Annotated in this window: 12 protein-coding genes; 2 read left to right on the forward strand and 10 right to left on the reverse strand. The window is 59.4% G+C overall.

Annotated features, from left to right (window positions below; genetic code table 11):
- Nucleotides 1–178 precede the first annotated feature (178 nt).
- On the forward strand, nt 179–1,498 hold the full coding sequence (locus CA85_RS06060; RefSeq protein WP_146390373.1) for a 3-deoxy-D-manno-octulosonic acid transferase: 1,320 nt from the start codon (nt 179–181) through the stop codon (nt 1,496–1,498).
- Between the two features lie 31 nt (nt 1,499–1,529).
- On the opposite strand, the gene CA85_RS06065 is transcribed toward CA85_RS06060, so the two are convergent.
- The 9 genes from CA85_RS06065 to CA85_RS06105 form a co-directional block, all read right to left on the reverse strand.
- Nucleotides 1,530–3,518: a hypothetical protein gene (locus tag CA85_RS06065; protein ID WP_146390374.1), complete on the reverse strand. Its 1,989-nt coding sequence runs from the start codon at nt 3,516–3,518 to the stop codon at nt 1,530–1,532.
- A gap of 65 nt (nt 3,519–3,583) precedes the next feature.
- Nucleotides 3,584–4,111, reverse strand: coding sequence for an RNA polymerase sigma factor (locus tag CA85_RS06070; RefSeq protein WP_146390375.1), 528 nt, complete (start codon nt 4,109–4,111; stop codon nt 3,584–3,586).
- On the reverse strand, nt 4,108–5,376 hold the full coding sequence (locus CA85_RS06075) for a DUF1501 domain-containing protein (RefSeq protein WP_146390376.1): 1,269 nt from the start codon (nt 5,374–5,376) through the stop codon (nt 4,108–4,110). The genes CA85_RS06070 and CA85_RS06075 overlap by 4 nt, the downstream gene beginning before the upstream one ends.
- An 80-nt stretch (nt 5,377–5,456) precedes the next feature.
- The gene (locus CA85_RS06080) at nt 5,457–7,082 is read right to left on the reverse strand and encodes a DUF1549 domain-containing protein (protein WP_146390463.1); all 1,626 of its coding nucleotides are present in this window, start codon (nt 7,080–7,082) and stop codon (nt 5,457–5,459) included.
- Between the two features lie 304 nt (nt 7,083–7,386).
- Nucleotides 7,387–8,052: a GTP cyclohydrolase I FolE gene (gene folE / locus CA85_RS06085; protein ID WP_146390377.1), complete on the reverse strand. Its 666-nt coding sequence runs from the start codon at nt 8,050–8,052 to the stop codon at nt 7,387–7,389.
- A gap of 72 nt (nt 8,053–8,124) precedes the next feature.
- Nucleotides 8,125–9,147 carry a type II secretion system F family protein gene (locus tag CA85_RS06090; RefSeq protein WP_246112545.1) on the reverse strand — a complete coding sequence of 341 codons (1,023 nt, stop codon included), beginning with the start codon at nt 9,145–9,147 and terminating at the stop codon, nt 8,125–8,127.
- Between the two features lie 11 nt (nt 9,148–9,158).
- Complete coding sequence (locus CA85_RS06095) at nt 9,159–10,670, reverse strand: hypothetical protein (RefSeq protein ID WP_146390379.1); 1,512 nt, start codon at nt 10,668–10,670, stop codon at nt 9,159–9,161.
- Nucleotides 10,671–10,679: 9 nt separating this feature from the next.
- A complete protein-coding gene (folD, locus tag CA85_RS06100; protein WP_146390380.1) occupies nt 10,680–11,591 on the reverse strand; it encodes a bifunctional methylenetetrahydrofolate dehydrogenase/methenyltetrahydrofolate cyclohydrolase FolD in 912 nt (303 codons plus the stop codon).
- 138 nt (nt 11,592–11,729) lie between these two features.
- Nucleotides 11,730–12,455: a PrsW family glutamic-type intramembrane protease gene (locus CA85_RS06105; protein ID WP_186774766.1), complete on the reverse strand. Its 726-nt coding sequence runs from the start codon at nt 12,453–12,455 to the stop codon at nt 11,730–11,732.
- A 587-nt stretch (nt 12,456–13,042) separates the two neighbouring features.
- On the opposite strand from CA85_RS06105, the gene CA85_RS24760 reads away from it, so the two are divergent.
- Nucleotides 13,043–13,324, forward strand: coding sequence for a hypothetical protein (locus tag CA85_RS24760; RefSeq protein WP_186774777.1), 282 nt, complete (start codon nt 13,043–13,045; stop codon nt 13,322–13,324).
- Nucleotides 13,325–13,494: 170 nt separating this feature from the next.
- On the opposite strand, the gene CA85_RS06115 is transcribed toward CA85_RS24760, so the two are convergent.
- Complete coding sequence (locus tag CA85_RS06115; protein ID WP_146390382.1) at nt 13,495–13,983, reverse strand: four helix bundle protein; 489 nt, start codon at nt 13,981–13,983, stop codon at nt 13,495–13,497.
- Nucleotides 13,984–14,010 lie beyond the last annotated feature (27 nt).

Here is a 14,010-nt window from a genome sequence, read left to right on the forward strand (position 1 = left end):
GACGCGCGATCAACCGGTGAGACATCTCCCCGTGGCCGATCCTGCAAAAGCTGTCAGTTACCAGCAGGCGTGCTCGTTCATGTGCTTGTCACACGAGCGAGCAATGCTTTGAAATTAGAAACGACAAAACTTGGATGGTTGTCGGACAAGCCGACTGCCGATCCGCTAGGAAGCACGGATGTTCCTCAACGTTCTCTACGCGACTGCCCTGACGCTACTCTCTCCGGTCATCCTCTATCGGCGTGTTCGCTACGGACGATACCGCCGCGGTGCCTCTGAGAAGCTGCTCGGGCTATCACAGCAGCGAGCGAGCGAACTCCTTGCCGGTTGTGAGGAATCCATTTGGCTGCACGCCGTCAGCGTCGGCGAAGTCAATCTGCTGCCTGAGCTGGCGCGGCTGTTGGCGATCCGCTCGCCGCAGGCGGCAGTCGTGATCAGCACCTCAACGGATACCGGCTACGATCTCGCCGTCAAACACTTTGGACACGAGCGAGTGTTCTTTTGCCCGCTCGATTTCACGTGGGCGGTCCGCCGCACATTGCAACACCTCAAGTGTCACCAATTGGTGCTCGCAGAGCTCGAACTCTGGCCGAATCTCATCTCCTCGGCAACTCGGTCAGGTTGCCCGATCAGCGTGATCAACGGACGGCTCAGTAAGCGGAGTTCCGACCGGTATCAGAAGTTTTCCGGGCGACTCCGCAGCTCGTTCGCGTCGCTCACTGCGGTCGGATGCCAAGACGAAATAACCGCTGAGCGGTTCATCGCTTGTGGCACCGAGCCGGAACGCACTCGGGTGACCGGCTCACTGAAGTTTGACAATGCACCGCGTTCGCGAGATACACCGGAAGTCGCCGCGCGAATCAACTGGGCAGGCGTCGACGCTTGGCATCGGGTTTGGTGCTTTGGCAGCACCCAGGCGGGCGAAGAAGCCATGGCGATAAGAGTCTACCATCGCTTGAGAGCTGATCATCCCGAATTGCGACTGATCCTCGTCCCACGCCATCCCGAACGGTTTGATCAGGTCGCCGAATCAATCGTCAGCGCGAGCGACCGGGTGATTCGACGCAGCCAAAATGAAAGCCAATTCGCTGATTCATGGGATAGCGACGAGGTTATCCTCATCGATACGATCGGTGAACTGCGACACTGGTGGGGCGTGGCCCAGATTGCGACCGTTGGTGGTAGCTTCGGCGACCGTGGTGGGCAAAACATGCTCGAGCCCGCTGGGTACGGCTGTGCCGTTTCCTTTGGCCCGAACACGAAAAACTTTGCGACGATCGCAGACCAGCTGATCGAGGGTCGCGGCGCTGTTCGTGTCGCTGATGAGCAGGAACTGGAGTCCTTCGTCCGGCGCTGCCTCGAGGACATCCCCGCAGCAGACCGTCTCGGCCACGCAGCCCAGGAAATCGTTGACCAACACCGAGGTGCCTACGACCGCACGCTTGAGCTGCTGGGAATGCGCTCGATCCCGCAGGACGCCCAACAAGATGTTGCCTGATAGCGCCGCGTCAATTGGCAGGGCAGGGCGGTTAGCCTTGAGGGCGAACGATCCACCACACCCGCTGTAGGATCAATGACTCGTCTACCCCGGCCTCTCGCATTTGCGAGGCGAGCGTTTTGACGTCCTCGGGAACATCGCTGAGCCCAGCGAGATTCGCGATGTGTTCGAGCCGGCTATCGAAGTCGGGTAACTTACCCATCCAGGCTGGCATCACAATCGTCGCTCGAACTGGCAGCCCTGCCACCATCGCTGGCGACGGTTCGGGCAGCTCAGCGGGCAGGAATTTCTTCGGGCCACGCAGCGCGTCGATGCTGAGGTCGTCACGGCCCAAGGGCTGAGCGAGCAGGGCGTTGGTGGGGTCCACCGAACCAGTGCTCGGCAGTTCATTGAGCACGAGACTCAATCGATCGCTCCGTGAGGAGGGCATGGAAGCAGGCGGCGCCGCGGCGAATGATTCAACCGCCGTGACAGCGTGAACCCACTCATCACTGCTCGCCGTGAGCAGACCGCTCGGCGTCATCGCCTCAGGGGTGCTGCGGCCGACGATAGAATTCGTCGTGATCAGTGAAATCGTACGGAGCAGATCAAAATCGCTGGCGATGAGATCGTCCGTCAACTCAGCGCGGAGATTCCGCAAATCCGAACCTTCGGCCGTACCCGAAAGATCATAGGGCGTCGACGTCAACGGACGCCCATAGACCAGTTTCCACATAGCTCCTACGAGACCGTCGGCGAGCGTCCGAGACCCCACGAGTTGCTCAGACCACTGCATGCTGTCGTCTGCTTCGGCCAGCCGACGGCGTCCGTCGAGCTGGTCGTAGAACCATCCCGAGGGTGCATTTGTCTGCCATCCCAGCGATGGAGAGAGATTGGCGGCGAACTGCCAATAGTCCTGTTGGGAGTCCGCTGTCTCGCCGCCGGTGGACGGCAAATCATGACAACGGATACAGCGGGCGTCGGTGCCGAGAACGAGGGACGCGGAACTGACAACGGATTCGTGTTGGCTGAGCGGGCGCAGTAACTGGCCGATCGCTGAAACAGTCGGCGCGTCATTGTCCTGGCCCTTGTCCTTGGGAGGCTCACGGAACCAGGAGGCCACCAAACGATCAAAACCGCGGCCTTGGCGGAGCGATTTGGTGACTTGGGTCATCATCTGCTTGTCAATTGGCCGCGTCAGACTCGATTCTGGCCGAGACGAGATGGCTGCCAAGACCGGACCGGCGAGCGATTTCGTATTTCCGCTGGTGGCGAGCCGGGACCGCATCGCTTCGCTGTCCCCGATCGCCTCCGGACCAACCTTCACATGCAGTCGCCCCGCCAACCGCTGGGCCGTTTCCTCGGGCGGCAGCAACTTCGTGGGCTGCACGCCGACGCGTTCCCAGTGCTGATTGAGATGTTTTGAAAGCGAGGTCGAGACCAACGTCAGCGGCCGGACAGCCGGCTTGGCGGCAGGAACCGGCTCGATCCGCGGCTGCGATTGTTCGCCGAGCATCTCGAGTGGATCCCGATGCCTCGGCTCGGAATCGGGTGTCGCATCAGCGAGTGCGATGGGTGAGGCTGGTGAGCGATTTTGCTCGTTAGCACCGCCTGATTTGCCACTTCGGGCCTCTGCGTCTTGGGGCGATTGAACGCCATTACCCGCACCGGGCTCGCTCGAGTTTCCTGCAACGCCGGAGTTCTCAGCGACTTCGACGCCGTTGCGGTTCTGGATCCCGACGGCCACGCCCACACATACCAATAGCGTGGCGGCGGTAGCGGCGGCGATTTTCCAGCCGGGAATGGTTTGACTGCGAGTGGATCTTCGGTTCCTCGAGACGCGGGAACCCACCCCAGACTGGGACACCCGACTGGTGATGATTGGCTGCTGCAAGCGACGGAGAATCACATCACTCTGATCCGGAGGGGTTTGCCCCACCAGCACCTCCTCGAGCAACGCATCGAGCACTGCGTCGGCGATTTCCACATCGCCGGCACTCTCGTCAGATGAACTGCGGTCAGTTGGTTCGGGAAGTGTCATTTTGGTCCGCCTCGCGGGACGGGGATCGTGATCAGACGGTGCGGGACAGACTCATCCGTTGTACACTATCCATGAGGGGCATCGATAGTTTTTTTCAGTCGTTCACCCACACAATCTCGTAATTGTGCCTTGGCCCGCTGCATTAAATTACGGGCACCATGGTCGGTAATACCGAGCGACGCACCGATTTTAACGCGTGGGATATTTTCAACAAAACGCATCCGCAAGGCTTTACGAGCCCGGTCGGTGAGCAACGCTAAGCACTCACGCAGGGCGTCGACCGCCTCATCACCCGTCAAATCTTTGCCCGCCCACTGCTGCCAGCTCTCGTCCAGCACGGCTTCAGACGCAGTAATTCGCATCCGACCGAGCTTGCGGTGGTTGGAAACCAGGAGGTTGTAGGCGGTTCGGCGGAGATATTCCGACGTCGCTTTGTCTGAATGTTGAACGAAGTTCTCGCGGCGAAGTACCCGCAGAAATGTCTCCTGCGTCAAATCGTCCGCTGTGTTGGTGTCACATCCGAGGGCACGAAGGTATCGCCACACTCCGTTTTGGTGCCGCTGTATTAGTTCGGCCGTCGAAAGTTCACTCACGCAAGCAATTCATTGATCAATTTGCCACCTCCGGCGATCTTCATCGGACGACCGTTATTACTGGTAAACGTGGTCTCAGTGGAAATCCCCAATCCCTTGCAAACAGTTGTCATCAAGTCTTCACTGCTGTAGGGCTCTGTTTCCACGGCGCTGCCGTCCCGGCTGGTTTCGCCAACGGCCAGCCCGCCCTTGAGGTTACCACCCCCGACGACGCAAGACCAGGCCCGCGCGAAGTGGTCGCGCCCCGCCCCCTGGTTAATTCGGGGGGTTCGACCAAACTCCCCCATCCAAATGATGACGGTGTCATCGAGCAGCTCTCGCTGGGCCAAATCCTCGGTCAGGGCGCTCATTGCTTTGTCGAGCTGCGGCAGTTTCTGGTCTTTCAGGGTCGGGTGAATCCCGCCGTGATTGTCCCATCCGCCCAGGTCCACCTCGACGAACGGCACCCCAGTTTCGACCAATCTGCGGGCCAACAGGCAGCCCTGGCCGAACCCATTGGTCCCGTAGCGTTCCTTGACCGCATCGGGCTCTTCAGCAACCTTAAATGCTGCCATCTGGTCGCTGGTCATCAGATCGAACGTCTTCTCGAGCACTTTGGCGTGTTCCATTGCCGGCGTGTCCCGCGTCCGGCTGGCGAATCCATCTTCGATCATCTTCAACGCCGCCATCCGCTGCATCAGCCGCTGATCGCTCATCTTCATCTCGAGGTTGCGCACCCGCCCGCTGCTGGTGACTGAAAAGGGCGACCAGGCCATTCCGAGGAAGCCCGGTCCGCTGCCGGCGCCGCCAACCGAGACGAACGGGGGAATCTCGAGCTCGGGGCGTTGGTCGATCAGCTCATGGGCGACGACGCTGCCGTAACCGGGGTGTTCCACATTCGGATTGGGGACGTAGCCCGTATGCATGTAGTAGCGTCCGCGAGCATGGTCGGCTTCCCGTGTGGACATGCTGCGCACAACCGAAAGATGCTTCATCTGCTGCGCCATCATGGGCATGTGCTCGCAAATTTGCATATCGCCGGTTGTCGAGATCGGCATGAACGGACCGCTCGTGGGCGCGCCGGGCTTGAGATCCCAAATGTCGATGGTCGACGGGCCGCCACCCATCCAAAGCAAAATCGCTGACTTGCGATTCTTCTTCAACTCTTCCGCATTGGCTTGGATCGAATTGCCCAGCGTGAACGCTGCTGCTGCCGCTGCCGATGAGCCAGCCAAGTGGCTCATGAAGTGGCGACGGGTCATGCCGGTGGGGGTCGAGAGGTCCATGGATTTTCCTTCCAAAGGCGGAGAAGTGAGTAGGGGGTGCGGAGGTTTTCGAGAGAGAATGATGCCAGGATCGACCATGCTTAATGTTGCATGATGAACTCATTGCTATTGATGATCGCCCACCACAGATCTTGCAGCATTTCCTTTTCGTCGCCGCCGCGAGCGACCAGCAGTTTCCCGGCAATCGCAGTTTCATTCTTCGTCGGCCGACGTGCCAAGCCCGTTAGATAGAGTCGCGTCAGTCGCTCGCGCGGTGAACGTCCGGTCTTGGACAAGCGGTCGATGAAGGCACCGGCTTCCTTGCTCGTCGCATTCTTGCTCAGCTCGCCGTTGAAGAGCATCAAGGCTTGAGGGATCGAGCCGTTGAAGGTCGTCGTTTCCCCGCCCTCGTCGGTACCGAAGGCCGTGACGAACTGTGACAGCCACTTCCGCCGCTCGGCTTCTTGGTCGGCATAGCTGCCTTTTCCCTTGGCATCGGAAGCCGCCACCAGCGACTCATAAAGTTGCTCGGCGCTCATCTGACGAAGGTAGAACCGCGAAAACTTGGGTGATTCGCCGATCGTGGGATCGTCAATCTTATTCTGCTTACCCAGCACCGCTTCGAGCTGGTAGGGCCGGCTGAGCGTGATCCAGGTGATCAATTCTTTCAGGTCGTAGCTGGCCTTGCGGAACTCCTGGCCAAGCGAATCCAGTAGCACGGGGTGCGACGGGGCTTGGTGAGGCCCGAGGTCGTCTACAGGCCGCGTGAACCCGTAGCCGAGGAACATCGACCACATGCGGTTGATGATCATCTTGTCGAGATACTCGCTCTGCAGCATCAACTGGGCCAGTTCATCGCGCCGATTGACGTCCTCGAGATAGCCGCTCTTGCCAATCTCGGTGCCGTCGGTAAACACCGGATAAGCGACTTTCTGCAAACCGTTTCGCATCTCGTAGAACACCAATGCGTTCTCGGGCGTGCCGGCTTCCCCGGCGAAGTCTTCGTTGACGAGTTCTGCCGACTCAATGTCGTTGGTGCCATCAACGAACCGCCGCAACGCGCGGGTTTGCCGAAAGAAAGCATTGAATTCCCAGAATTTCTGCTGTTTCCACTGGTTGAACGGATGGTTGTGGCACTGGGTGCACTGCACCTGCTGCCCCATGAAAATCCGTGACACACTGCTGGTCGCGAGGGTCGCCTTTTCCGTGTTGACCTTGCCGATGAGGAAGTTAACCGCACCATTGAAGTTTGAGTTGCCCGGAGTCGATGAACCGGTCGCCGACACGAGCTCATAGGCCAACCGGTCGTATGTTTTGTTCTGCGCAAAGCTGTCCCGGAGATACTTCTGCAGCCCCGAACGGTTCGTTAGATCGCGGCGATCGGTCCCACCGCTCCGCCCGATCAAAAGATTGGTCCACACCGAGCTCCAGTGATTGGCGTACTCCTCGACATAGCGGTCGTCATAAAGCAGACGCTGCACCAACGCGGCTCGCTTGTCGTGCGAGCGATCAGACGTGAACTCAGTCAGCTCATCGTAGGTCGGAATGCGACCGATCACGTCGAGATAGACCCGGCGACACCACTGGGCGTCGTCCGCTTCTCCCGAAGGCCGAATCTCGTAGTCCCGCCAGACCTGCTCGACCGCATCATTGATCAGGCTGACTTGCGGTGGCACCGTGGGAGGGGCTGCCTGCGTCGCCGAAGCGTTTGCCAGACAAAATGCCATCGCGAGGCCGGCACCCAATAAACACTTGGCCGTCAGCCCGCATTTGGCAAGACGTGCAGCACGGGTCGGGCGTGTAGCGCGGGGCAGGGCAGGGTGATATAAATGCATCGGTTTCGACTCGAGCGGGTGTGAATTGCAATCGCGGAGATGGCCTGCATGAACTGCGCGGGTGTCCCCTTGACAGCCCATTGACGGATCGTCGCCGCGGCTACCCTCACAAACGCGAGTGCAAACGGGATGTACTCAAACCCCCGCATTCTAACCCAGATCAAAACCTAAGGGAAAAAAGCTCCCTCTGCCCGCATCATCCGGCGCTACGATTGATCAGTCCCAGCACTTCCGACCGCGATTTCGGGTCGGTTTTGAAAGCCCCCCGCATGGCGCTGGTCAAGCACAGACTGCCCGGTTTACGAATGCCGCGCATCGTCATGCAGCTATGGGTGGACTCCACCACGACGGCTACCCCCCGGGCGGATAATCGATCTTCGATCAAGTTGGCGACCGTGTGGGTCAACCGCTCCTGCACCTGCGGCCGGCGTGCGACTTCTTCGACCACGCGGGCGAGTTTGCTCAGCCCAACCACCTTGCCACTGGGCAAATAGGCAATGTGGGCCTTGCCCGTGAACGGCAGCAAATGGTGCTCGCACATGCTGCAAAAACTAATGTCTCGGACCAGCACAATTTCGTCGTAATCCTCCTCAAAGACCTTCTCAAGATGTCGGCCTGGATCGGATTTCAACCCCGCAAACATCTCCGCGTACATCCGCGCCACACGTGCCGGAGTCTCCAATAGCCCTTCTCGATCGGGGTCTTCGCCCACCGCACCCAGGATCACGCGGACGGCGTCCTCGATGGCTGGATAGTCAACCGCGTCGTTCTTGGGCGCGTTCTTGTCCACGAAAAACGGAGTTTTTTCGGGCTTCGAACTCGCGTCCGAATCGGGGTTGGCGTCTTTCGATGAAGCAATCATGCAGAGCAATTCCAAGTGAATTGAAAGAATTAACAACAAGATTATAAAGCATCTCGGTGCCAGCTGTCGCCCTCAAATTCCCTGCAATGCATCCTGATAAGCGCCCGCAATCATCATCACGATCTGAATGATGAAGAAAATCAGGAACCCTGCCACCAGCAACCAAATCGTCCCCGTGGCAAACCCCGCGATGACGCGCATCGCCGACTTTGCCCGCACGTCGTAATCGCGAGCGACGTGCGAAATGGACTCGGCGTCCGTCCCCGACAACTCAGCGACACTGACCTGAGTCAAGAACTCCTCGGGGAAAACAGAGGTCGCTTCGAGTGCTCCGGTCAGGGTAGCCCCCCCACGGATAGCCGCTTCGGCGTCGTCGGCCCCGCTACGATAAAAGTCGCTATCGGTTGAATCGAGGGCCAGACGAATCGCACGAATCGGGTCCAAGCCGGTTTCCAACGCCAGCGACAGGGTCCAGGTGAAGCGAGAAAGCGTGATCGTTTGCAGCGAACTGCCGATCCCGGGGATTTTGTAGAGCAATGGAATCGCATTCTGAATTCCACCGACGTTTTTCTGAAACGCTACGATTGCCGCTGCCACGGCGGCAAAGAAGAGCAGTAAAATCCCCCAGAATTTGAGCACGCCGGACGTCCCGGTCAGGCCCAGACCCAAGATGTCAGCCATCTGCCGGCCGCCCGAATTCATGATCCCCATGATCCAAATCACCAGCGAAAGCACACCGACCCCGATCACAAACTGGATGGCCGGCCACGCGATCGCACGCTGAAAGTTATTCCGCAGCGTCAGCTGTTGGTCGTAGTACTCGGCGAGCTTGAACAGTGTGCGTTCGAGCGTTCCTGTCGTCTCGCCCACGTTCGTCATCGACCGCAGTAGCGGCGGAAAAAACTGAGGACGTTTTCGCATCCCATCGGCCAACGTCGAGCCGTCTGCCGCTTCGGCGCGAAGGTCGGCGATCGCTTCACGCTGGCGAGGCGGACCGATCTTCGATTCGCTGTCGAGCAGGCGCAGCATGTCCACGCCCGCATGCATGCCCGTGCCAAAACGCTGGCAAAAGTCGCGTGCCGCCTTCAGTCGCATCCGCTGACCGATCAAGGCCGCACCCGCCGATCATCGTCGACCGACGGCTCCGCCCGTCGCGAGTTACGAACCGCACCATCGTCGACCGACGGCTCCGCCCGTCGCGAGTGAGTGGAGGCGTGAGTGCGGTGTGTGTTGAGTTCGGACCGTCGGAGCGGTCCGACTACATTGTCGACCGTCGGCTCCGCCCGTCGCGAGTGAGTGGAGGCATGATTGCGGTGCGTGTTGAGTTCGGACCGTCGGAGCGGTCCGACTACATTGTCGACCGACGGCTCTGCCCGTCGCGAGTGAGTGGAGGCGTGAGTGCGGTGCGTGTTGAGTTCGGACCGTCGGAGCGGTCCGACGACATTGTCGACCGACGGCTCTGCCCGTCGTGAGTGAGTGGAGGCGTGAGTGCGGTGCGTGTTGAGTTCGGACCGTCGGAGCGGTCCGACTCCATTGTCGACCGACGGCTCCGCCCGTCGCGAGTGAGTGGAGGCATGATTGCGGTGCGTGTTGAGTTCGGACCGTCGGAGCGGTCCGACTACATTGTCGACCGACGGCTCCGCCCGTCGCGAGTGAGTGGAGGCGTGAGTGCGGTGCGTGTTGAGTTCGGACCGTCGGAGCGGTCCGACTCCATTGTCGACCGACGGCTCCGCCCGTCGCGAGTGAGTTGAGGCGTGAATGCGGTGCGTGTTGAGTTCGGACCGTCGGAGCGGTCCGACGACATTGTCGACCGACGGCTCTGCCCGTCGTGAGTGAGTTGAGGCGTGAATGCGGTGCGTGTTGAGTTCGGACCGTCGGAGCGGTCCGACTACATTGTCGACCGACGGCTCCGCCCGTCGTGAGTGAGTGGAGGCATGATTGCGGTGTGTGTTGAGTTCGGACCGTCGGAGCGGTCCGACTACATTGTCGACCGACGGCTCAGCCCGTCGTGAGTTCCCCTCCCCAACAACATCCAAATCACCAAGGCGCTGCGCTTGCTCTCCTACCAAATCCCCCCGAAACGCACGCGCGTACTCCGCCTCGGCGTATTCGAGTAGATAAGCCGCCTCCCGGTAGCGTCCCAGCTTCGCAATGGCCAACGCGTACATGTTTTTCGCTGAATCTCGCTCGCCCCCACCAAGGGCTCGGCGAGCGTTCCGAACGAGCGACTTCGCCTCGGCAATCTCCGCCTCGGCCGACACGACGGTGCTGCCTCGTTGCCTCGCCCGGCGGGCCTCCCGCGGATCGTAGCCCAGGATCTGCCGATCCATTTCGTCAAGATCGATGATGGTTGCTGAAACGGTCGCACCGCCAGCGCTCGTTTGCGAGCTGCGCCGAGTATTGCCCGGCAGTCGATTGATCCCCGGCAAACCCCGCGAGGACGACCGGATCGCCGAAGAGGAATTGCCACCAAGGTAAGCTGATCCCCGGTCGGGCACGAGCACGCCGCCGCGGTAAGAGTACTGCCGGATCGCCGGCAGCTCAACGGTCTGGGCGGCCGCCGTGTTGATCGGGATCAGCACCAGCAGCGCGACGGCTCGAAAGTGAATGGGTTTCATTCTCGCAGTCTACCCGATTGAGCAATCGCCGGCCTGCAGTTTCGCTGCCAACAACGTGTTGTGCAGCAACATCGCGATTGTGAGCGGCCCAACACCACCGGGAACGGGCGTGATCGCCGCGGCGACCTGTTCGGCTTCGGCAAAGGCCACGTCACCGACGAGCCTATCGCCGACCCGGTTGATCCCCACGTCCACGACCACCGCACCGGGCCGGATCATGTCGCCGCGAATCATCTCCGGTCGTCCCACCGCCGCGATTAAAATATCGGCCGACCGACAGACCTCGGCGAGGTTGCCCGTCCGGCTGTGGGCCAAAGTCACGGTCGCATTTGCCGTCTCGGGACCACAACTGCCGTCCTTTTGAGCCAACATCATTGCCATCGGCTTGCCGACAATCTCGCTGCGCCCGACCACCACGACATGCTTGCCCGCGGTCTCGATTTTGCTGCGATGCAGCATTTGAACGATCCCGTGCGGCGTGCAGGGCAAAAACCGCGGCCGGCCCTGCATGAGCAAGCCCACGTTGATGGGCGAAAACGCGTCGACATCCTTGATCGGATCGACCGCATCGAGCACAGTGCGTTCATCGAGCGCGGGCTGGCCCGCGGGCGCCGCTGGCAACGGCAGCTGGACCAAGATCCCGTTGACCGATTCATCCTGGTTGAGCGAATCGATTCGCTCGAGCAGCTCGTCCGGCGTCGTCGTTGCAGGCATTCGGTCCAACCGGCTGGCAATCCCCGCTTTCGCGCAGGCTCGTTCCTTGTTCCGCACATACACTTGGCTGGCTGGATCTTCGCCTACCAAAACCGCTGCGAGCTTCGGCGGAGCATGACCAGCCGCAACGTACTGCTGGACATCCCGTGCGACCTCGCCGCGGATTTCCAGAGCGATTTGTTTCCCATCGAGCCGCGTGGCGGGCATGTTCAGACCTTCGTGTTTTGGATTGGGGCAGGGCAGGGCGGTCGTTTTTTTAACCGGGCCCAGGAGCCTGGGCGAGGGTAGTTTACACTGAGACACGGCCACCCCAAAAGGAGTTCCAGCATCTGGACAATGCCATCCTCAGATCCGCGGGCGTTTGGAAACGCTGGCCAGAACGGCCACGCTAGCGATCAGAGACGCTGTGATCGAGCCGATCCAGGCGACGAATTCAATCGTATCTCGCGTCGATCCGTGATCCGGTTCGTCTTGGAACAGCTGCTCCGAGAAATCACCCCAGCCGTGCAAGAAGATCGGCACCGCGATCGCTGCGATCATCCATCCTGCTTTGTGTTGAAGCCGCCACCGCGCCAGTGAATACCCCATCACGAGCTGATAGCTCGGATGACCTGCGAGCAGTGTCATTTGCCGCGATAACGCCATCGACGTGGGTGAGGGCGCCGCCGTGATTGCGATGAGATTCTCCACCGTCATGAACCCAATCGCGATGACAAGGGCGCATGGGACCGCATCCCAAGGATGAGCCCCGTTTTCGCCCAACGATGTTCCTTTGTGCCGTGTCTTGTCGAACCATTTTAAAATCCCCATCACACCGGCAAATTTGATCCCTTCTTCGCAGCAGGCCGCGCCGATGACTTGCTCGAGAAAATCACGCGACCATCGATGCTGAGGATCCGCCAATTGATCGACCAGCGTTTCGGCCAACCAAACGGGAATCGCTAAGCTTGCGCCAGCAAATAACCCCACGATCAAGAGCTTGAAGGCCCCTGTCGCAGGACGAATCCAAATCCAGATCAATACCCAGACCAATGTGGGAAAAAGGGCGAGCAAGGATGGGAGCTGATTCATCGTTACCTGCATCTCGCTGAGGTCAGAGCAAGGAGCTAAAGCCGAATTCTAACTCGATTGCATCCGACACATGCGTGTAAGACGCTTTCGAAACGGACAGGCTGAGTGAGCACTGCCAGCCATTGGGCGAGAGCCAGCCCAGCACACACCGATGTACCGCGTTCCAGTAGAATGCCACTGATCATTTGGAGACACCGAATGTTGCGCACCTCTCTTTCAAGGCTCATCCGACGGAAGCGTGCGGCCGAGGTTTTCAAGGCATGGCTCCCGTATCGAAGGATTTATTTGTGGGATGTGATTATCAATGTTAGACTGGCACTGCCGGGAGATACGGAGCCGAGCTCTGCAGAGGTGCCGGCTTGGCAAGGGATATCTCGGTCGCCAGCGTTTCCCTGCAAAAGCGGTACGCCAATGGTGTTGTCGGCCCCTGGCGAGCGTTTGTTCGTCAGGGACGCATTTTTGAACGATCATTGGATACGAGAGCTATGCCTGGTATGTCCCCAAGTTAGCCTAAAAAACTACCAGGGGCGCATTCTGAGTGCTTTCATTGAAGGAATTCACTTTCCCTTCAATCAAGGAACTCCGATATGGCAATCGCCACCAAGAAACGTTCGTCAAAATCCAATCAGGCCCGTTACATCGGCAAGCCAGCTGGGGTGATTCAGCAGCGAGTCGAGGCGGTCGGTCCCTCTCACTTTGGTGTCGTTTCGGTCGACTGCGCCAAACGCAGATCCAAGTCAATCCATCAAGTCAGCCGCAAGAGGCTTTCGTTCCTTCGCCAACTACCGACTCAGGATTCTGTTTTACTGCGGCAAACTCGATCTGATGCCGGAAAATACGTGCCACTAAATTCCGAGAAGAACCTGTGAATAAGCCATCGCGGCCGTGACAAGCACTATACCAATGGCAAAGCAATTTCTATCCATGAAGGTATCTCTCATTGAGTCAACGAACGGCGGCGTTGACCGAGACGCCGCGAATGTTTTGGTTCATCCGACGGAAGCGTCGGATGAGCCAATGTTTTTCAATTTGAGAGGAGCTAGCTCGGCGTCTTCGGTCCAACGCATTGTCCTGGCTCTTTTCGATCGCACTCGTACTCCGCCTCGCGGTACTCGTACTTGTACTTGTACTCGACTCCAGCATTGTACTTTGTCGCGGTCTCACGGGCGACATCGGATCGTGCGACCAATCGCGTCAACATCGAAATGATCCGATACAACATTTGTTTGAGTTGGCGATGGCGTTCGTCGTTCAGTCCGTCGGTCGCTGCAAGCACGTCTTGAATCGCAACACATTCCAATGCCGAACCACCTGCGATGTCCAACAGACGACTACGATCTTTGAGGCTTCGCTTCCCGTTGCCCTCGGCGATGTTCAGCGGAATCGACTGGGCGGCGCGGAGCCATTGAACTCGGGCGTGACGGTGGCATCCGTTCAAGTCCTTTGCGATCGTGAACGATGATGCGACGTATTCACTCGAAAGACGGTAAACGTCAAGTCGATCATGGTCGAAGATGGGTTCGGTCATTGGCGCCCCGAGTCGAGTAGGAGTACG

The organism is Allorhodopirellula solitaria, from assembly GCF_007859855.1.
In the GTDB taxonomy this organism is placed as follows: domain Bacteria; phylum Planctomycetota; class Planctomycetia; order Pirellulales; family Pirellulaceae; genus Rhodopirellula; species Rhodopirellula solitaria.

Excerpts from the sequence above, each read along its gene's own strand:
- CA85_RS06065 (WP_146390374.1), bottom strand. The coding sequence starts at position 3,518 with ATGACACTTCCCGAACCAACTGACCGCAGTTCATCTGACGAGAGTGCC.
- CA85_RS06105 (WP_186774766.1), bottom strand. The coding sequence starts at position 12,455 with ATGAATCAGCTCCCATCCTTGCTCGCCCTTTTTCCCACATTGGTCTGG.
- CA85_RS06090 (WP_246112545.1), bottom strand. The coding sequence starts at position 9,147 with ATGCGACTGAAGGCGGCACGCGACTTTTGCCAGCGTTTTGGCACGGGC.
- CA85_RS06095 (WP_146390379.1), bottom strand. The coding sequence starts at position 10,670 with ATGAAACCCATTCACTTTCGAGCCGTCGCGCTGCTGGTGCTGATCCCG.
- CA85_RS06080 (WP_146390463.1), bottom strand. The coding sequence starts at position 7,082 with ATGGCATTTTGTCTGGCAAACGCTTCGGCGACGCAGGCAGCCCCTCCC.
- folD (WP_146390380.1), bottom strand. The coding sequence starts at position 11,591 with ATGCCCGCCACGCGGCTCGATGGGAAACAAATCGCTCTGGAAATCCGC.
- CA85_RS06115 (WP_146390382.1), bottom strand. The coding sequence starts at position 13,983 with ATGACCGAACCCATCTTCGACCATGATCGACTTGACGTTTACCGTCTT.
- CA85_RS24760 (WP_186774777.1), top strand. The coding sequence starts at position 13,043 with ATGGCAATCGCCACCAAGAAACGTTCGTCAAAATCCAATCAGGCCCGT.
- CA85_RS06060 (WP_146390373.1), top strand. The coding sequence starts at position 179 with ATGTTCCTCAACGTTCTCTACGCGACTGCCCTGACGCTACTCTCTCCG.
- folE (WP_146390377.1), bottom strand. The coding sequence starts at position 8,052 with ATGATTGCTTCATCGAAAGACGCCAACCCCGATTCGGACGCGAGTTCG.
- CA85_RS06075 (WP_146390376.1), bottom strand. The coding sequence starts at position 5,376 with ATGGACCTCTCGACCCCCACCGGCATGACCCGTCGCCACTTCATGAGC.